General features: G+C 69.0%; 22 protein-coding genes. 15 read left to right on the top strand and 7 right to left on the bottom strand.

All coding sequences use genetic code 11. The features are described from left to right. The first annotated feature begins 80 nt into the window (after nucleotides 1-80). Both AC3WQR_RS17400 and cueR read left to right on the top strand, forming a co-directional pair. The gene (locus AC3WQR_RS17400; protein WP_062473802.1) at nucleotides 81-275 is read left to right on the top strand and encodes a heavy-metal-associated domain-containing protein; all 195 of its coding nucleotides are present in this window, start codon (nucleotides 81-83) and stop codon (nucleotides 273-275) included. Then, nucleotides 275-694, top strand: coding sequence for a Cu(I)-responsive transcriptional regulator (cueR, locus tag AC3WQR_RS17395; protein WP_369630756.1), 420 nt, complete (start codon nucleotides 275-277; stop codon nucleotides 692-694). The genes AC3WQR_RS17400 and cueR overlap by 1 nt, the downstream gene beginning before the upstream one ends. Nucleotides 695-806: 112 nt before the next feature. Here the strand turns inward: cueR and AC3WQR_RS17390 are convergent, their stop codons facing one another. Continuing rightward, complete coding sequence (locus AC3WQR_RS17390; protein ID WP_492742970.1) at nucleotides 807-1,757, bottom strand: YcjF family protein; 951 nt, start codon at nucleotides 1,755-1,757, stop codon at nucleotides 807-809. Between the two features lie 569 nt (nucleotides 1,758-2,326). Between AC3WQR_RS17390 and creB the strand changes: the two genes are divergently transcribed. Both creB and creC read left to right on the top strand, forming a co-directional pair. Next, the gene (creB, locus tag AC3WQR_RS17385) at nucleotides 2,327-3,121 is read left to right on the top strand and encodes a two-component system response regulator CreB (protein WP_492742969.1); all 795 of its coding nucleotides are present in this window, start codon (nucleotides 2,327-2,329) and stop codon (nucleotides 3,119-3,121) included. Then, nucleotides 3,118-4,557 carry a two-component system sensor histidine kinase CreC gene (gene creC, locus AC3WQR_RS17380; protein WP_492742968.1) on the top strand — a complete coding sequence of 480 codons (1,440 nt, stop codon included), beginning with the start codon at nucleotides 3,118-3,120 and terminating at the stop codon, nucleotides 4,555-4,557. Before creB ends, creC begins: the two co-directional genes overlap by 4 nt. On the opposite strand, the gene AC3WQR_RS17375 is transcribed toward creC, so the two are convergent. From AC3WQR_RS17375 to creD, 5 genes are all read right to left on the bottom strand, one after another. Continuing rightward, nucleotides 4,551-5,216 carry a fatty acid desaturase gene (locus tag AC3WQR_RS17375; RefSeq protein WP_492742967.1) on the bottom strand — a complete coding sequence of 222 codons (666 nt, stop codon included), beginning with the start codon at nucleotides 5,214-5,216 and terminating at the stop codon, nucleotides 4,551-4,553. The two genes, creC and AC3WQR_RS17375, sit on opposite strands and share 7 nt — an antisense overlap. 257 nt (nucleotides 5,217-5,473) lie before the next feature. Then, on the bottom strand, nucleotides 5,474-6,079 hold the full coding sequence (locus AC3WQR_RS17370; RefSeq protein WP_492742966.1) for a hypothetical protein: 606 nt from the start codon (nucleotides 6,077-6,079) through the stop codon (nucleotides 5,474-5,476). Nucleotides 6,080-6,291: 212 nt separating this feature from the next. After that, nucleotides 6,292-8,685, bottom strand: coding sequence for a penicillin-binding protein 1A (locus tag AC3WQR_RS17365; protein ID WP_062473814.1), 2,394 nt, complete (start codon nucleotides 8,683-8,685; stop codon nucleotides 6,292-6,294). A 10-nt stretch (nucleotides 8,686-8,695) separates the two neighbouring features. Then, nucleotides 8,696-9,988, bottom strand: coding sequence for a glycoside hydrolase family 3 N-terminal domain-containing protein (locus AC3WQR_RS17360; RefSeq protein ID WP_492742965.1), 1,293 nt, complete (start codon nucleotides 9,986-9,988; stop codon nucleotides 8,696-8,698). After that, nucleotides 9,985-11,472 (bottom strand): cell envelope integrity protein CreD, encoded by a 1,488-nt coding sequence (gene creD, locus AC3WQR_RS17355; RefSeq protein WP_492742963.1) that lies wholly within the window; start codon nucleotides 11,470-11,472, stop codon nucleotides 9,985-9,987. The genes AC3WQR_RS17360 and creD overlap by 4 nt, the downstream gene beginning before the upstream one ends. A gap of 216 nt (nucleotides 11,473-11,688) precedes the next feature. Here creD and AC3WQR_RS17350 point away from each other — a divergent pair, with 216 nt between their 5' ends. From AC3WQR_RS17350 to AC3WQR_RS17315, 8 genes are all read left to right on the top strand, one after another. After that, entirely contained in the window at nucleotides 11,689-13,749 is a 2,061-nt protein-coding gene (locus tag AC3WQR_RS17350) for a VIT and vWA domain-containing protein (protein ID WP_492742961.1), read from the top strand. Nucleotides 13,750-13,764: 15 nt separating this feature from the next. Further along, nucleotides 13,765-14,697, top strand: coding sequence for an exosortase Q (xrtQ, locus tag AC3WQR_RS17345; protein WP_369645732.1), 933 nt, complete (start codon nucleotides 13,765-13,767; stop codon nucleotides 14,695-14,697). Next, nucleotides 14,678-15,247 (top strand): hypothetical protein, encoded by a 570-nt coding sequence (locus AC3WQR_RS17340; protein ID WP_062480445.1) that lies wholly within the window; start codon nucleotides 14,678-14,680, stop codon nucleotides 15,245-15,247. Before xrtQ ends, AC3WQR_RS17340 begins: the two co-directional genes overlap by 20 nt. Nucleotides 15,248-15,260: 13 nt before the next feature. After that, complete coding sequence (locus AC3WQR_RS17335; RefSeq protein ID WP_492742959.1) at nucleotides 15,261-16,529, top strand: biosynthetic peptidoglycan transglycosylase; 1,269 nt, start codon at nucleotides 15,261-15,263, stop codon at nucleotides 16,527-16,529. Beyond that, nucleotides 16,526-17,290, top strand: coding sequence for a GNAT family N-acetyltransferase (locus AC3WQR_RS17330; protein WP_492742957.1), 765 nt, complete (start codon nucleotides 16,526-16,528; stop codon nucleotides 17,288-17,290). Before AC3WQR_RS17335 ends, AC3WQR_RS17330 begins: the two co-directional genes overlap by 4 nt. Before the next feature lie 74 nt (nucleotides 17,291-17,364). Continuing rightward, on the top strand, nucleotides 17,365-18,255 hold the full coding sequence (locus AC3WQR_RS17325; protein ID WP_492742956.1) for a pirin family protein: 891 nt from the start codon (nucleotides 17,365-17,367) through the stop codon (nucleotides 18,253-18,255). A gap of 77 nt (nucleotides 18,256-18,332) precedes the next feature. Continuing rightward, on the top strand, nucleotides 18,333-19,406 hold the full coding sequence (locus AC3WQR_RS17320) for a flavodoxin family protein (RefSeq protein ID WP_492742955.1): 1,074 nt from the start codon (nucleotides 18,333-18,335) through the stop codon (nucleotides 19,404-19,406). Between the two features lie 149 nt (nucleotides 19,407-19,555). Beyond that, on the top strand, nucleotides 19,556-20,134 hold the full coding sequence (locus AC3WQR_RS17315) for a Spy/CpxP family protein refolding chaperone (protein ID WP_369630747.1): 579 nt from the start codon (nucleotides 19,556-19,558) through the stop codon (nucleotides 20,132-20,134). Between the two features lie 102 nt (nucleotides 20,135-20,236). On the opposite strand, the gene AC3WQR_RS17310 is transcribed toward AC3WQR_RS17315, so the two are convergent. Further along, entirely contained in the window at nucleotides 20,237-20,611 is a 375-nt protein-coding gene (locus AC3WQR_RS17310) for a serine/threonine protein kinase (protein WP_223301486.1), read from the bottom strand. A 210-nt stretch (nucleotides 20,612-20,821) separates the two neighbouring features. On the opposite strand from AC3WQR_RS17310, the gene AC3WQR_RS17305 reads away from it, so the two are divergent. The 3 genes from AC3WQR_RS17305 to AC3WQR_RS17295 are packed head-to-tail and all read left to right on the top strand — an operon-like array spanning nucleotide 20,822 to nucleotide 23,885. Further along, a complete protein-coding gene (locus tag AC3WQR_RS17305; protein WP_062480435.1) occupies nucleotides 20,822-21,619 on the top strand; it encodes an endonuclease/exonuclease/phosphatase family protein in 798 nt (265 codons plus the stop codon). 14 nt (nucleotides 21,620-21,633) lie between these two features. Then, the gene (gene clsB, locus AC3WQR_RS17300) at nucleotides 21,634-22,911 is read left to right on the top strand and encodes a cardiolipin synthase ClsB (RefSeq protein ID WP_095948531.1); all 1,278 of its coding nucleotides are present in this window, start codon (nucleotides 21,634-21,636) and stop codon (nucleotides 22,909-22,911) included. Next, complete coding sequence (locus AC3WQR_RS17295; RefSeq protein WP_492738750.1) at nucleotides 22,908-23,885, top strand: lysylphosphatidylglycerol synthase domain-containing protein; 978 nt, start codon at nucleotides 22,908-22,910, stop codon at nucleotides 23,883-23,885. Before clsB ends, AC3WQR_RS17295 begins: the two co-directional genes overlap by 4 nt. Nucleotides 23,886-23,912: the final 27 nt, after the last annotated feature.

Here is a 23,912-nt window from a genome sequence, read left to right as displayed (position 1 = left end):
GAGGGTTGAAACTGGCGTTGTCCCCGATTCGGGTGTTCAATCCTTCCACCCTTCATTCATTCCGACAAGGAGCAACGACGATGAGCCAGAAATTCCAGGTCTCCGGCATGAGCTGCAACCACTGCGTGGAGGCGGTGCAGGACGCGGTGCAGACGGTCGACCCGCACGCGCAGGTCACGGTCGATCTCGAAACCGGTCATGTGGACGTGTTGAGCCAGCAGCCGCGCCAGGACATCGTGGTCGCGATCGAGAACGCCGGCTACACCGTTCAATGATGACGGCGACCACGGCCCACGGCCGCCAGGTGGCCATCGGCGAAGCCGCGCGGCTGTCGGGCGTTTCGGCGCGCATGGTGCGCCACTACGAAGGCCTGGGCCTGCTGCCCGCGGTGGCGCGCACCGAGAGCGGCTACCGCCAGTACAACGACGCCGACATCCACACGCTGCGCTTCATCAAGCGCTCGCGCGACCTGGGGTTCTCGATGGAAGAAATCGCCGAACTGGTCGGCCTGTGGCACAACCGCCGCCGCGCCAGCGCGAGCGTCAAGCGCATCGCGCAAAAGCACCTGGGTGAACTGGAACAGCGCATCGCCGACATGCAGTCGATGCGCAGCACGCTGGCGCACCTCGTGCATTGCTGCCACGGCGATGCGCGGCCCGACTGCCCCATCCTGGACGACCTGAGCCAGGTCTAGAGTCCAGGGACTCCCCCAGGCTTCGCGCACTTCGTGTCGCTGCGCCAACCCCCTCGCCGGGGGCGATACCGGTGGCACGGCAAAGCCGGTTCCACGGTATCCCTGGAAAAAGTCAGGCGTTCTTGACGAGCGACAGCACCTGGCTCGTGTCGAGGGTGCGCGCGCGTTCCTTGATCGCCGGCAGGTACTGCGTCTGCAGGCCCTGCCCTTCCTTCACCACGTTCGAGAACGCGTCCTTCAGCATCTGCGTGGAGAGCGTGCGCCCGCCCGCGTAGTAGCGCTTGGCCACGTGGCCCAGCGCATAGGTCGACGCGAAGCTCATGCCCGAGCTCACGGCCTGTTTGCCGAGACCGCCCAGCAAACCGCCGCCGACCTTGCCCAGCAGGCCGCCGAGCAGCTTGCGCCCCGCCTGCTCCAGGTACTGCGAGGTCAGGCCCACGCCCACGGTGGCCAGGAAATCCTTGATGTGGCCGGTGTCCAGCTGGTAGCCGTGCGCCTGTCCGATGCGGTAGACCAGCTTCATCTGCAGCGGAATGATCGCCATGGTCGACAGCGTCTCGGGCAGCAGCTCGAGCGCGCCGTTGAGGATGGCGGCGTTGAGGATCGCGCGGTCGAGCTCGGTGCTGTCGGGCGCCTGCGGCGCCGCGGGGGCCGCCGCAGTTGCAGCCGTTACCGCCACAGCCGCCGGCACCGCTGCGGCGATGTCTTCCGCCCGCTGCGAGAACTGCGCCGCCGAGGCGTCCAGGCCGAGCGAGCTGCGCACGTCCATCAGGAAGAGCCGCTCCGGCTCCGACTGCACGCCGTCGGCGTCGCACATGCACACCGCCATCTCGTACGCCAGCTGGCGCGACTCGGCGCTTTTCAGCTCGCCGGCCACCGAGGCCAGCGACACCCGCTTCATCAGCACGTCCTGGTAGATCGTCGGCAGGTTCACGCCGTCGGCCTGCGACAGGCCCTCGGCGATGCGCTTGATCTCGGCGCGCTCGCGTTCGTGCTTTTCGCCGTCGACGAAGGCCGCCAGCAGGCTCAGGGTGACGATCGCTTTTGTTTCAGAAGGTGTCATGTTCGAGTTTTTTCGTCATGTGAAGGAGTGGATTGGGTCCGCGTGGCGCCCGAAGGTTCCTCCACGCGTTCTCCCCACAAAACTGGGGCAACTCTGTGGATAACCCCGGCACTGCTCTGTAGGGGCGTTGCAAGTTGTTGATTTTCAAGGGAAATCTACAACCTGCTCAATTAACAGGCAATGAATTTCTCGACCCGAAAACCGTCTTTCGCAGAATTGGCGAAGGCTGTCAAAGGACAACTCTGGGGAGAGTTTTTGCACAAGCCATCGGTTATCCACAGGGCCGGCGGGTTACCCCATGTTGTCCAAGTTGCGGGTACACCACGGAAGCGCGGGTGCGCACAGTGACGCGGGCATGACAAGTCGTTGTCACGTCAAGGAAAAAGCGACCTTTCCACAGACCGGTGCGACCCTTATCTACTACTACTAATTTGAATAAGAAGAATAAGAAGACAGGAAGAGGAAAAGCCGCGCCCGAAAAAAAAGTCCACGAAAGGCCGCGCCGGTCGCCGGCGCCTCGGGCGAAAAACCGGGCACGGGTGGTCCGTGGCCCTCGCTAACATCGCCGGATGAGCTTCAAACCCCGGATCCTGATTGCCGAAGACGAATCGGGCATCGCCGACACGCTCCAGTACGTTTTGAGCAGCGACGGTTTCCAGCCGGTCTGGTGCGCCACGGCCGAAGAAGCCATCGCGCAGTTCGCGCAGGAGCGCCCCGCGCTCGCGATCCTGGACATCGGATTGCCCGACCTGAACGGCTTCGAGCTCTTCAAACGCCTCCAGGCGCTGAACCAGTCGATGGGCGGCCCGGAGGTACCGATGGTGTTTTTGACGGCCCGCAGCGACGAAATAGACCGCGTGGTGGGCCTCGAACTGGGTGCGGACGACTACATTGCCAAGCCGTTTTCACCCCGTGAGCTGGTCGCCCGCGTGCGAACCATCCTGCGGCGCAGTGCCAGAAACGGCCCAGGAAGCCCGCCAACGGCCGCAGCACCGATTCATGGGGTACCCCATCAAAACGCGCCGGCGCCGCCTCCAGCGGCGTCACAGACCCCTGCAACGCCCTTTGCGCTCGACAGCGAGCGCATGCAGATCCGGTACTACGGACGGTTGCTCGAACTCTCGCGCTACGAATACGGCCTGCTGAAACTCATGGTCCAGCGGCCTGGGCGCGTGTTCACGCGCGACGAACTGCTCCAGCTCGTCTGGGACGACGCCAGCGACAGCTTCGACCGCACGGTCGACGCGCACATCAAGACGCTGCGTGCCAAGCTCAAGACCATCGCGCCGGAGGTGGAGCCGATCCGCACCTTGCGCGGCACCGGCTACGCGCTGCACGAAGATCTGCCTGCCAGCAGGGAATGACGCGCCGGACCCGGATCTTCATTGGCATCCTGCTGATCTACACGGCGGGCATCGCCTTCCTGCTGTACCGCGTCGTTTCCGACATCGATCCGCGCTACCGCGAGTCGGCCGAGGAATCGCTGGTCGAGACCTCACAGCTCATGGCCAGCCTGGTCGAGCAGGACGTGATCGCCGGCGCCATCAACACGGCGAGGCTGGAGCCGCTTTTTCGCAGCGTCTACACGCGCGAGTTCTCGGCCCAGATCTACAACCTGCACAAGAGCCGGGTCGAGCTGCGCGTGTACGTGACCGACCGCACCGGCCGCGTGATGTTCGATTCGCTCGGCCGCCACCTGGGCAACGACTATTCGCAGTGGAGCGACGTGAAGCGCACGCTCGGCGGCCTGTACGGCGCGCGCACTTCGCGCGACGTCGACGGCGACCCGCGCACCTCGGTGATGTACGTCGGCGCGCCGATCCGCTGGAACGACGAGATCGTCGGCGTGGTCAGCGTCGGCAAGCCGGTGCAGAGCTTCGGCCAGTTCGTCGAGGACGCGCGCGTGCGCACCATCTGGGTCGGCGTGGGTTCGGCGCTGGCGCTGCTGCTGCTCACCGTGATCGTCTCGGTCTGGCTGGTGCGGCCCTTCGGCCTGATCCGCGACTACTGGACCTGGGTGCGCGCGCAGCGCAGCCTGAGCCTGTCGCGCATGGCGCGGCGCGCGGTCGACGCGGTGCGCACCGGCTTCGGCGAAATGCGCGACGCGCTCACCGGGCGCAACTACGTGGCCGACTACGTGCAGACCTTCACGCACGAAGTGAAGAGCCCGCTGTCGGCCATCCGCGGCGCGGCCGAGCTGCTGCAGGAACCGCAGATGCCGCACGACCAGCGTGAGCGTTTCCTGAAGAACATCGAACGCGAAACCCAGCGCATCCAGGAAATCGTCGACCGCATGATGGAGCTCACCGCGCTCGAGACGCGGCGCGCGCTCGACCGCACCGAACCCGTGGCGCTGGGGCCGTTGATCGAAGACATTGCCGCCAGCGCACAACCCGCCGCGTCGCGACGCAACATCCGGTTGATCGTGAACATCCGCGAGCCTGCGCGTGTCGAGGGCGATCCGTTCCTGCTGCGCCGCGCGATCAGCAATCTGCTCGACAACGCGCTCGATTTTTCACCGCCCGACAGCGAGGTGCTGCTGACGCTGGAAACCACCTCGCGCCTGGCGCGCATCAACGTGCGCGACCACGGCCCGGGCATTCCGGACTACGCGCAGGAAAAAGTCTTCGAGAAGTTCTATTCGCTCGCCCGGCCGCACAGCCAGAAGAAGAGCACGGGGCTCGGGCTTGCGTTCGTGAAGGAAATCGCGACCCTGCACCGGGGCCGCATCGACCTGGGCAACGCGACGCGTGGCGGCGCCGTGGCGACGCTCACGCTGCCGCTGCTGTCACCTCACTGACGCGGGGCGAGCACCGCGAGTTCGGGGCGCGGCGGCAGCGCTTCGGGCAAGCGCAGGTTCCACACGAGTCCGCAGCGTTCGAGCAGCTTCAGCATCCACCACCCCGGATCCCATTCGCCGGGCGTCAGCCCCAGCCGGGCGGAACCGGGAAAGGCATGGTGGTTGTTGTGCCAGCTCTCGCCCATCGTCAGCAGCGAGGTCCAGGGAATGTTCCGGCCCTGCACCGCGGCGCCTCGCACTTCGTAGTTCATCGCGCCGTGGTTGTGCGCGAACCAGCCGATCAGCCAATGCCCGAGCACACCGGCGGTGACGCGTGCGCACACGCCCCAGAAGACGAACGACCAGCCGCCCCAGAGGTAGAAAAGAACGGCGGGCGGCAGCTGCTGCAGCATCCAGGTTTTTTCCAGCCACCGCAGGACGCGGTCGTTCGCGATGAGTGGCTCGATCTCTAGATGCGGCGGCCGGTGCAGGTGCAGTTCGCAATGCAGCTGCCACCACGCATCGGTCCAGAAACCGCGCCCGTGGCGCAGGTAGTCGTGGCACACGGGCAGACGCTGCGCGTAGTCGCGCAACTCATGTTGGCGAAGAATGCCCAATGGTCCGGCCAGGCCGACCTGCACGCCGCAATAGATGAGTGCAAGGCGCAGCACCGGGGGCACTGGAAGCTGTGGTGAATCAGTTGGCGATGGCTGCCCAGCGAGTGGCCGAAGAGCAGCACGAAGCCGGTGCTGACAACGAACAGCGCCACCGCATCCCAGCGAAAGAACAGGCTGCCGCCGACCAGCGCGGCCACAGCCATGCCTGAAAACCAGAATGATTTTCCGGGGGCGTAGCGAACGTCCCCTTCAAGAACGAAGGCTGCTTGCTCGGCATGGACACGATAGTGATCGAGGCCCGCGAGCACCATGGCAGAACCTCAGGCCCCGACTAGGGCGCGATACGCCTCGCGCGTCTCGGGGCTCACGGCGTCGAGCAGTTGCTCGTACGAAGTCTGGTGCCGCGCCAGCATGCGCGCCGAGGCCACGGCCTTCGATTTGCAGAACCAGTGGCAGGTGTGCTGCATCAGGAACAGCTCGGCCGACATCGTGAAGGCCTTCGATTTCGGCGAGCGGCCCGCCGCATTTTTCGCTACGCCCGCGATGCCGCGCGCATGAATGCGCAGCGCTTCGCGCAGATCGAAGCTGGCGGAAGGGAACAGCGTGGTGGCGAACGGCAAGGCCACCGGCAGGCGGCTCACGCGTGTGTCGGCTTCGGGTTCGCGCGCCAGCTCGGCGGCGAAGGTCTCGAACTGGGCGGCGAGTTTTTCCTCGGTGGCGTCGAGCAGGTGCCAGATCTGCTGGCGGCGCTCGGCGTCGTCTTCGCCGAGGCAGCGCAGGTAGCCCTGGGTCAGGCTCTCCATCAGCTTCTCGATCTGGTAGCGGCCCAGATGACGACCGAGCAGCGCGATGCGCTGGCGCTGTTCCTTGGACTTGAGGATGTAGAAGCCGGCAGCGATCAGGGCCACCAGGGTGAGGATTTCCATGGATGCGAGAAAAGGGGAGAAAAGAGAAGAGACAAAAAAGAAGCGGGGGCCGCGGCACCGAGTGTAGGCACCGCAGACCGCCCGCGTTTTCCTTCTGCTGGATCGTCTTTTCGTGAAACACCGCGGAACCGGCTTTGCCGGGCCGCTGGTGTTGCCCCCGGCGAGGGGGTTGGCGTAGCGACACGAAGTGCGCGTAGCCTGGGGGAGTGCCGTTACCTGAAGAAATCGAGGATGCGGTTGCGTTCTTCAGGCGGCGGCGGGGCGCCGACCGGCGCGCCCGTCAGCACCTCCACCGGCTGGATCGGCTGCTCGGCGCTTTCCAGGCCCAGGCTCGCCACGTTGTGGCCCGGCGTGAAGTCGTCGAAGTACCACTCGCCGTCGATGCTCACCACGCCGGGCGGTTCGGCCGGCAGGGTCACGGGCACGCCGCGCAGCGCCGACTGCATGTAGCCGATCCAGATCGGCAGGCTCAGGCTGCCGCCGGTCTCGCCGCGCACGCCGAGCTGGCGCGGCGTGTCGTAGCCGACCCAGGCGATGCCCACGCGCGTGGGCTGGAAGCCCGCGAACCAGGTGTCGAAGGAGTCGTTGGTGGTGCCGGTCTTGCCGTACAGGTCGTCGCGCTTGAGCGCCTGGTAGGCCTTGAAGCCGGAGCCGCCCTTGACCACGCTCTGCAGCAGCGATTCCATGATGAAGGCGTTGCGCGCGGGAATGGCGCGGCGGCTTTCGTCGAGCACCGGGGGCTCGGTTTCCATCAGCACCTTGTCCTTGAGGTCGGTCACGCGGGTCACGAGGTACGGGTTCACGCGGTAGCCGCCGTTGGCGAACACCGAGTAACCCACCGCCATCTGCATCGGCGTGACCGAGCCGGCGCCCAGGCCCATCGGCAGGTTGGCTGGGTGCTTGTCCTTGTCGAAGCCGAACTTGGTGACCCAGTCTTGCGCGTAGGGCGCGCCGATCGACTGCAGCACGCGCAGCGTGACCAGGTTCTTCGACTTCATGAGCGCGTTGCGCAGCGGCATCGGGCCTTCGAAGCCGCCGTCGAAGTTCTTCGGGTCCCAGGGCTGGCCGCCGTTGGCGGCGGCATCGAACACCAGTGGCGCGTCGTTCACCACGGTGGCGGGCGTGAAGCCCTTTTCGAGCGCGGCCGAGTAGATGAAGGGCTTGAAGCTCGAGCCCGGCTGGCGCCAGGCCTGCGAGACGTGGTTGAACTTGTTCTTGCCGAAGTCGAAACCGCCGACCAGCGCCGTGATGGCGCCCGTGCGCGGGTCCATGCCGATGAAGGCGCCCTCCACTTCGGGCAGCTGCGTGATCTCCCAGGTGTTCTTCGGCGTCTTCGCGACGCGGATCACGGCGCCGCGGCGGATCTTGATGTTCGGCGGCGCCTTCGCGGCCAGGCCGGACTGTGCGGGCTTGAGGCCCTCGCCCGAGATCTCGAAGGCTTCGCCGTTGGCGCGCACCGCGGTCACTTCCTTGGCGCTGGCTTCCAGCACCACGGCCGAGATCACGTCGCCGTTGTCGGGGTGCTCGGCCAGCGCTTCGTCCACGGCCTCGTCGATTTCCTTCTGGCCGCTGGCCGGCAGGTCGACGAACTTCTCGGGGCCGCGGTACACCTGACGGCGCTCGTAATCCATGATGCCCTTGCGCAGCGACTTGTACGCCGCCGCCTGGTCGGCCGCCACCAGCGAGGTGTAGACCTTCATGCCGCTGGTGTAGATGCTGTCGCCGTACTGCGCGTACATCATCTGGCGCACCGTCTCGGCCACGTACTCGGCGTGCAGCCGGTTCGGGTCGGCGGCGTCGCGCAGGTGCAGCTCTTCCTTCTTGGCTTCGGCCGCCTGTTCGGCGGTGATGAAGCCGGTCTCGTGCATGCGGTCGATCACGTAGAGCTGGCGCGCCCGCGCGCGGCGCGGGTTGGCCACCGGGTTGTTGGCGCCGGGCGCCTTCGGCAGGCCAGCCAGCATGGCGGCCTCGGCGATGGTCACCTGCTGCAGCGGCTTGCCGAAGTAGGCCTCGGAGGCGGCGGCGAAACCGTAGGCGCGGTTGCCCAGGTAGATCTGGTTCAGGTAGATCTCCAGGATCTGGTCCTTGCTGAGCTGCTGCTCGAGCCGGAAGGCCAGCACGATCTCCGAGGCCTTGCGGCTGAGCGTGCGCTCCGAGCTCAGGTAGACGTTGCGAGCCACCTGCATCGTGATGGTCGAGGCGCCCTGCTTGCGCCCGCCCTTGAAGCTGGCCACGGCCGCGCGCGCGAAGCCCTTGTAGTCCACGCCGCCGTGGTCGTAGAAGCGCGCGTCTTCCACGGCCAGCACGGCGTCCTTCATGACCTTCGGAATGTTGGCGAAGGGCGTGAGGTTGCGGCGCTCCTCGCCGAACTCGCCGATCAGCGAACCCTCGGCCGTGTACACGCGCAGCGGCAGCTTGGGCCGGTAGTCGGCCAGCTCGGAAATGTCGGGCAGCTTCGGGTAGATGGCGACCACCCCCACGATGGCGGCGCCCAGCAGCGCGACGGCGCCGGCACCGGCCGCGATGGCGCTCCAGCCGGCGATGCGTTTCCACGGGAGCTGGCGCAGCGCACCGGCGGGTTGGGAAGGGCGAGGTTCTTGGGACATGGGATGGGGGCTAGCGAAGAGGTTGGAGCCGTGGCGCGCGCGGGCGTTCCGTCACCCGGGGATCGAGCGCGCCGCGCCGCACGCCTTCCAGCGCGCAGTGCATGGCATCGAAATACTTGTCGTGGTCGTAGGCGATGAGCAGCAGGTCCACCCCGGCGTCGAGTGCGCCCAGCGTGGCGTTGCAAAGACCTCGGTTGTAGGCCCCGCCCATCGTGAGGTCGTCGGTGACGAGCAGGCCCTGAAAGCCCCATTCGCCTCGAATCACCTGCCGCACGATTTTGCGTGAGAAAGAGACCGGCGCGTCCGCGTCGAGTTCCCGAAGGATGACATGGCCGAGCATGATCGCGGCATCCGAATGTTTCGACACGTCTTGAAACGGCTTCCAGTCGTGCGCGGCCAGCCGGGCCACGGGCGTGCGCAGTTCGGCACCCATGTGGTGCGTGTCCTCGGTCACGCCGGCCAGGCCGGGAAAGTGCTTGAGCGTGCCGCGCACGCCAGCCGATTCAAGGCCTTGCTCGTAAGCGAGCGCCACCTGCGCGGTGATGTCGGGGTCGCTCGAAATGGCGCGTTCCTCGATGCGGGTGTGCAGGTCCCAGCGGCCCGGGGCGCGGCCGGGGCGCAGGTCGACCACCGGGCTGAAGTTCAGCGTGATGCCCAGCGCGGCGAGCGCCCCGCCCTGCTGCGCGCCGTAGGCGCGGGCACGTTGCAACAGTTCGTGTGCGGGCACGTCGGCCTCGAGCAGGCTGGCGAGTGCCGGCTGGCGGGGCACCATCGGCGACAGGCGCGAGACGCCGCCGCCTTCCTGGTCGGTCGCCACCACCAGCGGCGGCAGGCCGGCCGCCAACCGCAGCGCCTGCAGGCTGGCGATTTCCGCGCGCAGCGTGTCGGCGCTGCGGCCCTTCACGTTGCGGCCGGTGACGAAGATGCCGCCGATCAGGCCCCGGCGGGCCAGTTCGCGCAGGTCGTTCGCGTCGTCGTAGCCGACGATGAAACGCGCGCCCAGCGCCTGCGCCACCGGGCCCGAAGCCGCGTTCACTTCCAGCCGGTGTTGGCGCGAGGCCATCTCGTGGCCCAGCGCCGTCAGCGTCGCACCCACCGTCAGGGCCAGCGCCACCACACGGCGCGCGCCGCGCGCGCTGCGCCAGGCGATCGCGCCGGCGGCGCACAGCGCGGAGAGCAGCAGTGGCAGCTCCTCCTCGCGCAGGAAGCGCAGGTGCGGGTCCTTCAGGTGCCAGGCCCAGGCGCACAGCACGGCCAGCAGCAGCCAGCCGAGCACGCCGGGGATGGCGCGTAGCAGTCTCATGCGTCCACCGTGGCCACCGGGGTGGCCGGGGCCGGTTCGCTGCGACGCGACAGCGCATACCAGTCGACCTTGCGCGTCACGAGCATCAGCGTGGCCAGCATGCCGAAGATCAGCAGCGCGCCCAGCAGCAGCGCGTTGCTTTCCGAGGCCAGCAGGCCGTAGAGCGCGCCGTACAGCAGCGCCACGAAGGCGGCGAACGACAGGCCGCGGCGCCAGCCTTCGAGCACCGCGCTGAAGTACACGGCCAGCAGCGCCACGCTGGCCGCGGCAGCGCCCGCGTAGGCCATCCAGAAGGCGAACTTCTCCGACAGCGCGAGCAGCAGCAAAAAGAACAGGGCGATCGACAGGCCCACCAGCCCGTACTGCACCGGGTGCAGGCGCAGCTTGCGGAACAGCTCGAACATGAAGGCCGCCATCAGCACCAGGCCGATGAAGAGCGCGCCGTACTTGCCGGCCCGCGTGCTCATCGAATACACGTTGACGGGTTGTGCGAGCGACACGTCGAAGGTCTGCAGCGGGCCCGAGGCATGGCGCGACATGGACGCCGAGGGCGCCGTCCGCACGACGGCCGCCGCGGCGTTCTGCGCGGCATCGCCTTCGCTGCCCCACAGGCCGGCACGCACCTGCTCGCGCGCCGTGGTCACCAGCGAGGACACGCGCCAGTGCGCGTCGAAGCCCTGCGGCGTCACCTCGCGCTGCGTGGCCAGGAAGCGCCCGCCGAAGCTGGGGTGTGCCCACGGCGAACGCAGGTGCGCGGTGGTTTCCTCGGCGATCGGCACCATCGAGAGCGTGTCCTGGCCCACCAGCGAGAGCTTCATGTCGAAGGCCAGCGGCTTGCCCGTCTGCCAGGCCGCGAGCGCGGCGCCCGTGAGCGGCGCGTGGATGCCGTCGGCGTACGTGGCGTTGTCGGGCAGGCCCGGCACGCGCTGGCGAAAGCGCAGCGCCTCGCCGTTGACGGTGAGCGCGGGCGAGCCGTCGAGGCCGCGCAGGTCGCTCACGTGGAAGGCGACGAACGGCGGGCGGAACTCGATCGACGAGCCGCTTTCGCTGTGCGGCACGGCCTGCGGGTCGAAGCCCGCGAAGCCGCCGCCGAGCGCGGCCGTGAGCGTGTAGAACGGAATGCGGAAGATGCCGCGGTAGCGCTCCTGCGGCGCCATGTCGCCCTCGATGTGCAGCTTGTCGGGGAACACGGCGTGCACCATCTCCTTGCTCTGCGGGGCCTGCCCGATCACCTTGCCCTGCGCGTCGCGCAGCGGCTCCATCCAGCGCTCCACGTACGGCACCAGCAGCAGCGGGCCGACCATGGCCTGCGGCCCGGCATAGGACTCGGCCAGTTCGCGCGCGGCCTCCTGCTGGCTTTCGCCGCGGGCGCGGTTCAGGTCGTCGATCCGTGCCAGCGGAATGCACAGCACCAGCAGCAGGAAGAACAGGCCGGCCACCTTGACCAGCACCGACGCCTGCAGGGCCTTCAACAGTTGAAGCATGGGTTTCTCCCCTCTTTTCCGGGTTTTTTCGTGATGAGGCGCCGATGCTCTCCGGCCGATCCGAAGGCCGTATGAAGCCGCTGCGCCGCGCACTTCACACAGACTTCACACAGCGGTGCCTGCGGGGGTTGCGACTTCAACGCGCCTTCCAACTGCCTTCTCGCACGCTCACGACAGTGAGGGCTGTGCAAGTTCGCACGCAGAAGGACACCCGCCATGGACACCCCCACCACCCCACGCCCCGGCCGTTGGCTCTGGCTCGCCACCGTGAGCCTGGCGACCGTGGGTTTCATCGCCATGGGCGCCCGCCCGGTCCACGCGCAGGAAGCGCCCGCCGGTCCGCGCCTGAAGACCGAGAGCCCGTATTTCTTCGTCAAGAGCGATGACCCCTCGGTCGACCGCCTGCCGCTGAAGGGCACCGAGGTCTCGGTCAAGATTTCGGGCGTGATCGCCGATGTCACGGTCACGCAGACCTACCGCAACGAAGGCCAGCGCGCCATCGAGGCGAAGTACGTGTTCCCCGGTTCCACCAAGGCGGCCGTGAGCGGCCTCAACGTGCGCCTGGCCGACCGGCTCATCACAGCGCAGATCCGCGAGAAGCAGCAGGCCAGGATCGAATACGACACCGCCAAGAAGGAAGGCAAGACCGCCGCGCTGCTCGAGCAGCACCTGCCCAACGTGTTCCAGATGAACGTCGCCAACATCCTGCCCGGCGACAACGTGAAGGTCGAGCTGCGCTACACCGAGCTGCTGGTGCCGCAGTCGGGCAACTACCAGTTCGTGTTCCCGACCGTGGTCGGGCCGCGCTACAACAGCCCGCAGTCGGAGAACGCACAGGCGAAGTGGCCGGCGCAGCCCACACTGCGCGCCGGCGTGGCGCCCAGCACCAGTTTCAAGCTCACGGCGAGCATCGACACGCCGATGGGCCTGAAGGAAATCCGCTCCGCCACGCACACCATCGACGTGAAGAAGCGCGACGAAGACCAGCACGCGGACATCACGCTGGGCGCCGACGGCCGCCCCGCCGACAACCGCGACTTCGTGCTCGACTACCGCCTGGCGGGCGAGAAGATCGAATCGGGCCTCATGCTCTACAAGGGCCAGGGAGAGAACGCAGAAAACTTCTTCCTCGCCATGGTCGAGCCACCCAAGGCCGTGACCGCCAGCGCCATCTCGCCGCGCGACTACATCTTCGTGGTCGACATCTCGGGCTCGATGCACGGCTTTCCGCTGGACACCGCCAAGACCGTGCTCGAACGCCTGATCGGCGGCCTGCGCCCCAGCGACACCTTCAACGTGCTGCTGTTCTCGGGCAGCAACAAGATGCTGTCACCGCAGTCGGTGCCGGCCACGCGCGCCAACATCGAGCAGGCGCTCGCCACGATCAAGAACTACAGCGGCAGCGGCAGCACCGAGCTGATTCCGGCGCTCAAGCGCGTGTACGCCGAGCCCAAGGCCGCGAACGTGTCGCGCACCGTGGTGGTGGTGACCGACGGCTACGTGACGGTCGAGCGCGAAGCCTTCGAGCTGGTGCGCAACAACCTGTCGAAGGCCAACGTGTTCGCCTTCGGCATCGGCTCGTCGGTGAACCGCAGCCTCATGGAAGGCATCGCACGCGCCGGCATGGGCGAGCCCTTCATCATCACCGACCCGGTGCAGGCACCCGAGCAGGCCGCGCGTTTTCGCCGCATGGTGGAGTCGCCCGTGCTGACGAACGTGAAGGCCACCTTCGGCGGCCTGGACGTGTACGACGTGGAGCCGCAGGCGCTGCCCGACGTGCTGGGCGAGCGCCCCGTGATCGTGTTCGGCAAGTGGCGCGGCGAGGCCAAGGGCCGCGTGATCATCGAAGGCCAGGCCGCCACCGGTCCGTACCGCGAGGAAGTGCGCATCACGCCGCAGACGCGCCAGGACACCGCCGCGCTGCGCACGCTGTGGGCGCGCCACCGCATCCAGAGCCTGAGCGACCAGGAAGCGCTCGAAGGCAGCGCCGCCTTCAAGGACCGCATCACCGAGCTGGGCCTGAAGTACAGCCTGCTCACGCAGTACACCAGCTTCATCGCGGTGGACAAGGTGGTGCGCAACGTCGCGCCGCAGAACAGCGTGGACGTGAACCAGCCGCTGCCGATGCCGCAGGGCGTGAGCGACCTGGCGCTGGGCGCCGAGGTGCCGAGCACGCCGGAGCCGGAAACGCTGGGCGCGATCGCCATCGTGCTGTCGATGCTGGCCATGCTGCGCCGCCGCGCGCGCCGCAACGACCCGCGCCGTTTCACCGCCTGAACAGGACGCACGACCATGTCTCTGGCAACCCTGGCCCACCACCATCCGCGCGTCGTGGACTGGGCCATCCGCATCGACCGCACGCCAGCCTTCGGCTGGCTCGCGCTGCAGTGCGCCGCGCTCGCGCCCACCTGGGCCTGGATGGCGCGCCGCCTGCAGGACGGTTCCGACGATCCGCTGGGGCTCGTGGCGCTGGTCGCCTTGGCCGCGCTCGCCTGGCAGTGCCGGCGCGAGCTGCGCGCCTCGCCGCGCCTGGGGTGGCTGGCGCTGGCCGGCCTGGGCACCGTGCTCGCCACGCTGCTGCGCACGGGCGGGGGCGGCCTGCCCGCGCTGCCGCCGCTGGCCTCGGGGCTGGTGGCGGTGCTCTCGCTCGCGGCCGGGCTGCTGGCCTTTTTGCCGCGCAGCGTGGCGGCGCTGCCGGTGGCCGGGCTGTCGGTGCTGGCGCTGCCGCTGCTGTCGTCGCTGCAGTTCTACGCCGGCTACCCGCTGCGCGTGGTGACGGCCGAGGCCAGCCGCTGGCTGCTCGCGCCGGGCTTCGAGGTGGCGCGCGAAGGCGCGACGCTGATGGTCGACGGCCGCCTGGTGATCGTCGACGCGCCCTGCTCGGGCGTGCAGATGGTGTGGCTGGGCTACTTCACGGCCTGCGCGGTCGCGCTGTGGGCACGGCGCGGCGACCGCGCCTTCCTGCGCCGCCTGCCGGCGGTCGGCCTGCTGGTGCTGGCCGGCAACATCGTGCGCAACAGCGTGCTGATCGCCTTCGAAGGCGCCGGCCACGCGCTCGCGCCGTGGGCGCACAACGCGCTGGGGCTGGTGCTGCTGGCCGTGGTGTGCGGCGCCATCGCGCGCCTGATGGTGCCGGCGCGCGCCGCACCGCGCATCGAACTCGACCGCCCGCTGCCGGGCCTGATCACTGCCGAAGGAGGCCGCCGTGTCGATACCGTTCGTTGAGCGCTGGTTCGCCAACCATTTCATCAACCGCGTGGGCCACAAGAGCGCCTTCGCGCTGGCGATGCTGCTGTGCGTGCTCTGGTCGGCCGCGGCGGCGCTGCGCGCGCCGGCCGAAGAAGCCGACGCCGTGGGTTCCCACGAATGGCCCAGCCAGTGGGACGGCGTGCCGCTGCGCCCGCTGGCGCTGAGCGAGGTCGAGCAGCGCTTTGCCGATCGCTTCCCGGGCGCCATCGGCCGCATGACCGACGGCCAGCAGACGCTGGTGATGCGCGCCGTGAACCGGCCCACGCGCATGCTGCATCCGGCCGCCGACTGCTACCGCGCGCTGGGCTACCGCATCGAGCAGGCGCGGCTGGAACGCGACGCGCAAGCGCGGATGTGGCGCTGTTTTGTGGCGCAACGGCACGGTACGGCAAATTTCCGCGTCTGCGAGCGCATCGTCGACGCCCAAGGCACGGCTTTCACCGACACTTCGGCTTGGTACTGGGCGGCGGCCAGCGGCCAGTCGCACGGTCCGTGGCAAGCTGTCACCGTGGCAAGACCGATGTGATGAGAACGTGTTTGTGAAGAAGACCCTGCGATTCGTGCTTTTCGGGCTGCTGGCCCTCGTCCTGACCGCCCTGGTGGCCATCTTCCTGATCGCCAAGATCGCCCTTGCGCCGGCGGCGGGCGAATGGAGCACCACGGTGAAGGCCGGCCCGCTCTCGTTCGAGATCGGCGTGCCCACCGCGGTGCGCCTGGCCACCTCGTCCTGGTTCGCGCCGCGGCTGAACGGCCACGCGCTCGACACCCGCTTCGGCACCGTGCATTTCACCTGGGACGAGAAAACCGGCCAGCAGCAGATGCGCTGCGCGCCGTGCAGCGCCGACGTGCCGGCGCTGGGCACGCAGCCCATCAAGGTCGAGCGGCTGGTGGCCACCGTGCGGCGCGACGGCAACACGCTGGCCGGCACCTTCGAGGCCACGCCCCAGGCGGCCGACAGCAACGCCCTGCTGCAGGGCACCTGGACCGGCCGCCTCGCGCCGAAGAACCTGCAGCTCGATGTCCGCGTGCAGGACGCGCCCATCGCCCGCTGGTACGCCGTGCTGGTGCCGGCGCTGCCCGAGCTGCAGCGCGCCCGCATTGGGGGCACGCTGGCGGTGCAGGCGCAGCTGCTGCTGCCCGACGCCACCTTCGCGGTGCAGCCGACCATCGGCCAGTTCACGGTCGAAGGGCTGGGCACCGAGGCCATGCTGGGCGCGCGCACCAGCTGCGGCCCGTCGGCCAAGCTGGCCAACGACAGCTGGCTGGCACGCGCCGTCATCGCGGCGGAAGACCAGCGCTTCTTCAGCCACACGGGCTACGACTTGACCGAGATCCTGGCCTCGATCGACCACAACCAGAAGCCCGGCCAGACCCGGCGCGGCGGTAGCACGCTCACGCAGCAGCTGGCCAAGCTGCTGGTCACCGGCAGCGACCGCACGGCCGAGCGCAAGCTGCGCGAGCTGCTCTACGCGGTCGAGATGGAGCAGACGCTGGGCAAGGCCCGCATCCTGCAGCTGTACCTGGACAACGCCCCGTGGGGCGGCAACCTGTGCGGCGGCGAGGCCGCGGCGCGGCGCTACTTCAAGCGCAGCGCGCGCACGCTCGAACCGGCGCAGGCCGTCTGGCTTGCGGCCATGCTGCACAAGCCGCAGGCCGTGCTCGAGCAATGGCGACGCGACGGCCACATCGACGCCGACCGCACCAAGTGGGTCGCCGAGAGCGTGCGCGGCATCAGCCGCAACCAGCGCGAGGCGCTGCTCAAGAGCGTGGCCGCCGCCAAATACGCGCCACCGGAAGCCGTGCAATGAGCATTGGCCCTCACGACATCGAGGCCATCGAACGCGCCACCGTGGCGGCGGTGGCCCCCGAGGCCTGCGAGGAACTCGACGGCTGGCTGCTGCCCTTCGACCGCGGCACCGTCAAGCGCGCCCGCTCGGCCGTGCCGCTGCACCGTGACCCGGTGGACGCCGCCACGCTCGACCGCATCGAGGACCGCTATGACAGCCGCCAGGTCGCGCCCGCGCTGCGGCTGGCCGATGCCGCCTGCTTCGACACGCTGCGCGCCGAACTCGCGCGCCGGCACTACATGGCCGACAGCCCGACCTGCGTGCAGACCGGCTCGGCGCGGCGCATGCGCGACCTCGTCGCGGCGGACGCGCGGCTGGCTGACGTCGACGCGACGCCCGATCCGGACTGGGCCGCGCTGTTCCTGGGCGAAGGCTTCGACCCGGTCGACGGCGTGCACCGCGTGCGTTCGCTGTCGCGCGCCACGGGCTCGCTCTTTGCCAGCGTGCGCGAAAACGGCGCCACCGTGGCCGCCGGCGCCATGGCCTTCGGCCACGGCTGGGCCAGCGTGCACGGCATGCGCACCGAACAGTCGCAACGCGGGCGCGGCCTGGCCGGGCGCGTGCTGGCGGGCTTGGCGCAGGCGGCGCTGGCGCGCGGCGTCGAGCGGGTGTTCCTGCAGGTCGACGCGCAGAACCAGCCCGCGCTGGCGTTGTACCGCCGCGCGGGCTTCGAGACACGCTGGCAGTACTGCTACTGGCAGCGCCAGCAGTGGCCGCGCTGAGCTGAACCGCTCCGGGCGGCGGGCATCCCCACCGGTGGCGCGGTCGGGCCTTTGGTGCCACCATGGACGGCATGATGAACGTCCACGCCCACCACCACCCCACCGATCCCGTCGCCACCCCGCGCGGCATCGACCACATCGTGGCCGGTGTTTCCACCAGTGACGGCGACGGTGTCAAACTCACCCGTGTGCTGCAGCAGCCGCTGCAGAAGCGGCTCGACCCCTACCTGATGCTCGATGCCTTCGGCAGCGACAACCCGGGCGACTACATCGGCGGCTTTCCGAACCACCCGCACCGGGGCTTCGAGACGGTCACCTACATGATCGCCGGGCGCATGCGCCACCGCGACAGCGCGGGCCACGAAGGCCTGCTCGAGAACGGCGGCGTGCAATGGATGACGGCCGGCCGCGGCCTCGTGCACAGCGAGCTGCCCGAGCAGGAAGAAGGCCTGATGGAAGGCTTTCAACTCTGGCTCAACCTGCCCGCCAAGGACAAGATGCGCGAGCCCTGGTACCGCGACATCCGCAGCAGCGAGATCCCCGAGTTCACCACCGCCAGCGGCGCGCACGTGCGCGTGATCGCCGGCACCAGCCACGGCGTCGTGGGCGCAGAGCAGCGCGCGCACACCCACCCGCTGTACCTGGACATCACGCTGCCGCCCGGCGCCGAGTTCGCGCAGCCGCTGCCGCCTGACCACAACGCGCTGGTCTACGTGTTCCGCGAATCGCTGTGGATCGCGGGCAGCGAGGTGCCGACGCGGCGCATGGCCATCCTCGCGAACGACCCCGGCAGCGACGGCACGGTGCTGCGCGCCGGCGCCAGCAACCACAGCCCGGCGCGCGCGCTGCTCATCGCGGGCCGTCCGCTGAACGAGCCCATCGCGCAGTACGGGCCCTTCGTGATGAACACGCCCGAGCAGATCAAGCAGGCGGTGCACGACTTCCAGAACGGGAAACTCGGCTGAGCCTGTAGTCGTCCGCCTACCGAAAGACGGCGCGACGTTCGGTTCGCGCAGGCGGGTGCGCGGCCTAGATTGCGGTCATGCCTCCCACGATACGCAAGGGACAGGCGCCGCCGATGCTGCAGCGCGCCGAGTTCCACGACCGCTTCATGCAGAGCTTTCACGACCCGGCGTTCCGGGCCGAGACCGAGGCGCTGCGGCGCCTGGAAGACATCGCCTGGAAAGCGTATGACGAAGGCCGCAAGGCGCCCGTGACGCGCCGCGCCGGGCCCGGCTATGCCGACCCTGACTACGAACTCTCGGTCGACTGGCTCGACGCCCGCGCGCGCATCGACGCGGCGCAGGACGCCTGGGGCCGGCCCGAGACGCGCTCGCGCGTGCTGCTCGTCAACGGCTCGCCGCGCAACGACGGCACCTGCCCCGGCGAAATCTCCAAGACCTGGCGCCTCACGCAGTGCGCGCGCGAGGTGCTCGAAGGCGGCGGCATCGAGGTCGACTTGCTCGACCTGAGCCGGCTCACGTCGGACTACGGCCGCCACATTCACCCGTGCAAGGGCTGCGTCTCGACCGCGATGCCGCTGTGCCACTGGCCCTGCAGCTGCTACCCCAACCACGCACTGCGCCAGACCGGCGACTGGATGAACGAGATCTACGAACGCTGGGTGGCCGCGCACGGCGTGATCGTGCTCACGCCCACGCACTGGTACCAGGCCGCGAGCCCGCTGAAGCTCATGATCGACCGCCTCGTGTGCGCCGACGGCGGCAACCCCGACCCCACCAGCACGCACGGCAAGAAGCCCGACGAGGCCAAGGCCCTGGAGCTCGAAGGCTGGGGCTATCCCAAGCACCTGGAAGGCCGCGTCTACGGCGTGGTGGTGCACGGCGACGTGGCCGGCCCCGAGGGCCTGCGCCGCAACCTCACGGACTGGCTCGACTGGATGGGCCTGGTCGACGCCGGCGCCCAGGCGCGGCTGGACCGCTACATCGGCTACTACGCGCCCTACGCCACCAGCCACGAGGCGCTGGACGCCGATGCCGATGTGCAGGAAGAGGTGCGCAACGTCGCGCGCGCCGTGGTGCTCGCGGTGGCCGCGCTGCGCGCCGGCAAGCTGCAGGTGCCCGACCGCGGCTTGAAGGCGCCCCGGCCCAAATAAGTCACGCTGCAGGCCGCAGGACCGCGCTGCGGTTCATGCTTCTTTACGCACGCTCACGTTCGGCTCACGGACGCGTTACAGAGGCGCTCCACACTTCGTCTCACCCGCTGCCCTTTGGTGGCGGACTTCTTCGAAAGGAAGCGACTCTCATGATCTCTCTTCGCCAACGCATCGTCTGGGCCAGCCTGCTGGGTTCGGCCGCCCTCGCCTCTTCGGGTGCCTTCGCTCAGGCGCCGGCCGCCACCACGCCGTCGACCGCCGCACCCACGGCCGCCACGGCCCCCGCCGATGCCACCGCCGCACCCAAGGCGCAGCACAAGCGCATGGACCCGGCCCAGCGCATGGAGCGCATGAAGGAGCACCGTGCCAAGCGCCTGGCCGCGCTGAAGGACAAGCTCAAGCTCACCAGCGCCCAGGAAGGCGCGTGGAGCAGCTTCACCGAGGCCAGCCAGCCGCCGGCCGGTGCCGCCCGCCCGCAGCGCATGGACCGCGCCGAGTTCGCCAAGCTGACCACGCCCCAGCGCCTGGAGCACATGCAGGCCCGCCAGGCCGAGCGCAGCGCCCGGTTCGCCAAGCGCGCCGAAGCGACCAAGACCTTCTACGCCGCGCTGACGCCCGAGCAGCAGAAGACCTTCGACGCCGAGACCGCGAAGTTCGCAGGCCACGGCCATCGCTTCCATCGCGGTGGGCATGAAGGCCACCACGGTGCAGCGCCTGCCAAGAGCTGAGGCTGACCAGGCGGTCGGCTGAAGGGAGCCGGCCTCCAGGAAAGGGCAGAAAAAAGCCCGCGATGCGCAAAGCATCGCGGGCTTTTTCGTGGGCGCGCGGTGTTACTGCGGCGTACCCGTCTTCTCGGTCGGGTTGGTCGGCACCGCCGGGCGCTCGCCCGGCTGGCCGAAGCGCGGCTTCACGTGCTGCGTCTCGGCGCGCACCTCGGCGCGCGAGCGCTCGCCGGTGGGCGACGGCATCGCGTTGGGCTGGTGGTTCACGGTGGTGCTGGCTTCGCCCTTGGGTACCACGCTGTTGGCGTTGTTGCGGTTCTGCGCGCGGGCCTCGGCCTTCACGGCTTCGCGCGAGACGGGCATCGAGCTGTCGCCCGCCATCGGTTCGACGGGCGTCGGTTTCTGGGCCTGGGCGACGCCCGCGCCCAGCAGGGCGGCGAGCAGCGCGGTGGGGATCGTCAGGCGTTGCAGGGTGGTCATCATGGAAAGCTCCTTTGCAGATGGAAAAAGGCACAAAGCGCGAGCGCGTTGGCATCGGCTTTGAAACCACCGTAGGAGCCTCGTTTCGGGCGCTGTGTGGGGGTGCGGCAGGCCTGCCTGTAGGAGCCCGCCGCCCTTGCGTGAAAGGCACGCGAAGAAGGTGGCGCGTTCCTACAGTCGGCGCGGGCGCGGCCACGTACAACGGGAACACCGATGTCCTCCCCCATCACTTCCCCGCTGCCCGAGGCCGCTGTCGCCGCCGCACCGGCCTCGCTCAAGGTCATGACCGTGAACACCCACAAGGGCTTCACGGCGCTGAACCGCCGCTTCATCCTTCCGGAGCTGCGCGACGCGGTGCGCACGGTGGGCGCCGACGTGGTGTTCCTGCAGGAGGTGATGGGCACGCACGCGCGCCATTCGCGCACCGTGAACAACTGGCCGGAGGCGCCGCACTACGAATTCCTGGCCGACACCATGTGGCCGCAGTTCGCCTACGGGCGCAACGCGGTGTATCCGAAGGGGCACCACGGCAACGCCGTGTTGTCGAAGTTTCCGATCGTGCATTTCCGCAACCACGACGTGTCGGTGAGCGGCCCCGAGAAGCGCGGCCTGCTGCACTGCGTGCTGCGCCTGCCCGGGCGCACGGTCGACGTGCATGCGATCTGCGCGCACCTGGGGCTGGCCGAGGCGCACCGCCAGCAGCAGCTGGAGCTGCTGTGCCACATCGTGCGCGACGAGGTGCCGGCCGACGCGCCGCTGATCGTGGCGGGCGACTTCAACGACTGGCGTGCCCGCGCGCACGACGTGCTGGCCGAAGGCGCGTCGCTGCGCGAGGTGTTCGTGCATGCCCACGGCCGCGCCGCGCGCACCTTTCCGGCGCGCCTGCCGCTGCTGCCGCTGGACCGCATCTACGTGCGCAACGCGGGCGCGCACGCGCCCGTGGTGCTGCCGCGCCGGCCGTGGTCGCATCTGTCGGACCATGCCCCGCTGGTGGCGGACATCGACCTGTGAGCAGCGAGGCCCCCATGCGCGACACCCCCGAGCGTGCCGGCCACTGGACCGGCGGCAACCGCATCGACCTGCTGGAGAACGGCGAGGAATTCTTTCCGCGCGTGTTCGAGGCCATCGGCGCGGCGCGGCGCGAAGTGATCATCGAGACCTTCATCCTGTTCGAGGACAAGGTGGGCCTGGCGCTGCACGCGGCCATGCGCGCGGCGGCGCAGCGCGGCGTGAAGGTCGACCTGATGATCGACGGCTTCGGCTCGCCCGACCTCTCGCACGCGTACCTCGAAAGCCTGGCCACGGCCGGCGTCAAGGTGCGCGTGTTCGACCCGGGCCAGCGCTTCCTGGGCCAGCGGCTCAACGTGTTCCGCCGCATGCACCGCAAGATCGTGGTGGTCGACGGCGAACGCGCCTTCGTGGGCGGCATCAACTACTCCGAGGACCACCTGCTCGACTTCGGTCCCAAGGCCAAGCAGGACTACGCGGTCGAGCTGGCCGGGCCGATCGTGGCCGAGATCCATCAGTTCGTGCTGCGCGCGATTGCAGTCGGCGGCAAGGGCGTGGGCTGGTTCCGGCGAAGGCTGAAGCAGGCACCGCCCGCGTCGCAGCTGCAGGCCGCGGCGGGCGAGGCCGACGCGATCTTCGTCACGCGCGACAACCGCCGCCACACCAACGACATCGAGCGCCACTACCGCGCCGCGATCCGCGCCGCGCGCGAGCGCATCGTGATCGCCAACGCGTATTTCTTTCCGGGCTACCGGCTCATCAAGGAGCTGCGGCGCGCGGCGCGCCGGGGCGTCGATGTGCGCCTCATCCTGCAGGGCGAGCCCGACATGCCGATCGTGAAGACGGCAGCCGGCATGCTGTACCACCACCTGCTGCACGCGGGCGTGCGCATCTACGAGTACTGCGACCGTCCGCTGCACGGCAAGGTCGCGCTCATGGACGACCGCTGGAGCACGGTGGGCTCGAGCAACCTCGATCCGCTGAGCCTGTCGCTGAACCTGGAGGCCAACGTGGTCGTGCGCGACACCGCGTTCAACAAGGTGCTGTGGGAGCGCATGGACCATCTCATGCAGCACAGCTGCAAGCAGATCGGCACGCACGACCTGGCCAGCGAATGGAGCGGCTGGCGGCTGGTGCGCAGCTTCTTCGTCTTCCACTTCTTGCGCTGGTACCCGTCGTGGCTCAACCGCCTGCCGCGCCACGCACCGCGCCTGACGCCGGCCGAGGCGACCGATCTCATGGCGCAGCAGAAGAAGCGCGGCGACGAGGGCACGGCGCGCACGGAGACGGCATGAGCGCATCCCTCGCCCTCACGCACCGGCCCTGGTGGCCGTGGGCGCGGCGCGTGGCGATCTGGGCCTTCTTCGGCGCCATCGCCTGGCTGTTGCTGAAGCAGGCACGCACCATCGACTGGGCCGAGGTGTTCGCCGCACTGCGCGCATTGCCGGGCGCCACGCTGCTCGCGGCCGGCGCGCTGGCCGCCGCCAGCTTCGGGCTCTACAGCACCTACGACCTGCTGGGGCGCCACCTCACGAAGCACCGGCTCGGCGCGGGCACCGTCATCGGCGTGACCTTCATCAGCTACGCCTTCAACCTCAACTTCGGTTCGCTGGTGGGCGGCGTGGCGTTCCGCTACCGGCTGTACTCGCGCCTGGGGCTGGGCAACGAGACCATCACGCGCGTGCTGGGCTTCAGCATGCTGACCAACTGGCTCGGCTACCTCGTGGTGGCCGGCGCCGCGTTCTGCTTCTGGCCGATGGCGCTGCCGCCCGACTGGAAGATCGACGGCGGTGGCCTGCGCATGCTCGGCGCGGTGCTGCTCATGGTGTCGCTGGCCTACCTGGCGCTGTGCGCGTTCTCCGATGGCCACGTCTGGCGCGTGCGCGGCCATGCGCTGCGCACGCCGAGCTTGCCGATGGCCTTGCTGCAGTTGGCGATGTCGTGCGTCAACTGGTCGCTCATCGGCGGCGTGATCTGGGTGCTGCTGCAGGGCGAGGTCGGGTATCCGCAGGTGCTCGCGGTGCTGCTGGTCGCCGCCGTGGCGGGCGTGGTCACGCACGTGCCGGCGGGGCTCGGCGTGCTGGAGGCGGTGTTCGTCGCGCTGCTGGCGCACGAGGTGCCCAGCACCCGGCTGCTGGGAGCCCTGCTGGCCTACCGCGCGCTGTACTACCTGCTGCCGCTGGCCGTGGCGCTCGTCGCCTACCTCGTCACCGAGGCGCGTGCACGTCGCTTGCGCGCGGATGCCGGCAACAACCACAACAAACGTTAAATATTGCCCGCAGAAAGCAATCGATCG

This window comes from Variovorax sp. FW305-3-2-15-B-LB1 (assembly GCF_058787635.1).
This window is presented reverse-complemented; position numbering and strand designations above follow the sequence as displayed.

Bases quoted from the DNA above. Each gene is read 5' to 3' on its own strand.
- AC3WQR_RS17400 (WP_062473802.1), top strand. From the start codon at position 81: ATGAGCCAGAAATTCCAGGTCTCCGGCATGAGCTGCAACCACTGCGTG.
- cueR (WP_369630756.1), top strand. From the start codon at position 275: ATGACGGCGACCACGGCCCACGGCCGCCAGGTGGCCATCGGCGAAGCC.
- AC3WQR_RS17390 (WP_492742970.1), bottom strand. From the start codon at position 1,757: ATGACACCTTCTGAAACAAAAGCGATCGTCACCCTGAGCCTGCTGGCG.
- creB (WP_492742969.1), top strand. From the start codon at position 2,327: ATGAGCTTCAAACCCCGGATCCTGATTGCCGAAGACGAATCGGGCATC.
- creC (WP_492742968.1), top strand. From the start codon at position 3,118: ATGACGCGCCGGACCCGGATCTTCATTGGCATCCTGCTGATCTACACG.
- AC3WQR_RS17370 (WP_492742966.1), bottom strand. From the start codon at position 6,079: ATGGAAATCCTCACCCTGGTGGCCCTGATCGCTGCCGGCTTCTACATC.
- AC3WQR_RS17365 (WP_062473814.1), bottom strand. From the start codon at position 8,685: ATGTCCCAAGAACCTCGCCCTTCCCAACCCGCCGGTGCGCTGCGCCAG.
- AC3WQR_RS17360 (WP_492742965.1), bottom strand. From the start codon at position 9,988: ATGAGACTGCTACGCGCCATCCCCGGCGTGCTCGGCTGGCTGCTGCTG.
- creD (WP_492742963.1), bottom strand. From the start codon at position 11,472: ATGCTTCAACTGTTGAAGGCCCTGCAGGCGTCGGTGCTGGTCAAGGTG.
- AC3WQR_RS17350 (WP_492742961.1), top strand. From the start codon at position 11,689: ATGGACACCCCCACCACCCCACGCCCCGGCCGTTGGCTCTGGCTCGCC.
- xrtQ (WP_369645732.1), top strand. From the start codon at position 13,765: ATGTCTCTGGCAACCCTGGCCCACCACCATCCGCGCGTCGTGGACTGG.
- AC3WQR_RS17330 (WP_492742957.1), top strand. From the start codon at position 16,526: ATGAGCATTGGCCCTCACGACATCGAGGCCATCGAACGCGCCACCGTG.
- AC3WQR_RS17325 (WP_492742956.1), top strand. From the start codon at position 17,365: ATGAACGTCCACGCCCACCACCACCCCACCGATCCCGTCGCCACCCCG.
- AC3WQR_RS17320 (WP_492742955.1), top strand. From the start codon at position 18,333: ATGCCTCCCACGATACGCAAGGGACAGGCGCCGCCGATGCTGCAGCGC.
- AC3WQR_RS17315 (WP_369630747.1), top strand. From the start codon at position 19,556: ATGATCTCTCTTCGCCAACGCATCGTCTGGGCCAGCCTGCTGGGTTCG.
- AC3WQR_RS17310 (WP_223301486.1), bottom strand. From the start codon at position 20,611: ATGATGACCACCCTGCAACGCCTGACGATCCCCACCGCGCTGCTCGCC.
- AC3WQR_RS17305 (WP_062480435.1), top strand. From the start codon at position 20,822: ATGTCCTCCCCCATCACTTCCCCGCTGCCCGAGGCCGCTGTCGCCGCC.
- clsB (WP_095948531.1), top strand. From the start codon at position 21,634: ATGCGCGACACCCCCGAGCGTGCCGGCCACTGGACCGGCGGCAACCGC.
- AC3WQR_RS17295 (WP_492738750.1), top strand. From the start codon at position 22,908: ATGAGCGCATCCCTCGCCCTCACGCACCGGCCCTGGTGGCCGTGGGCG.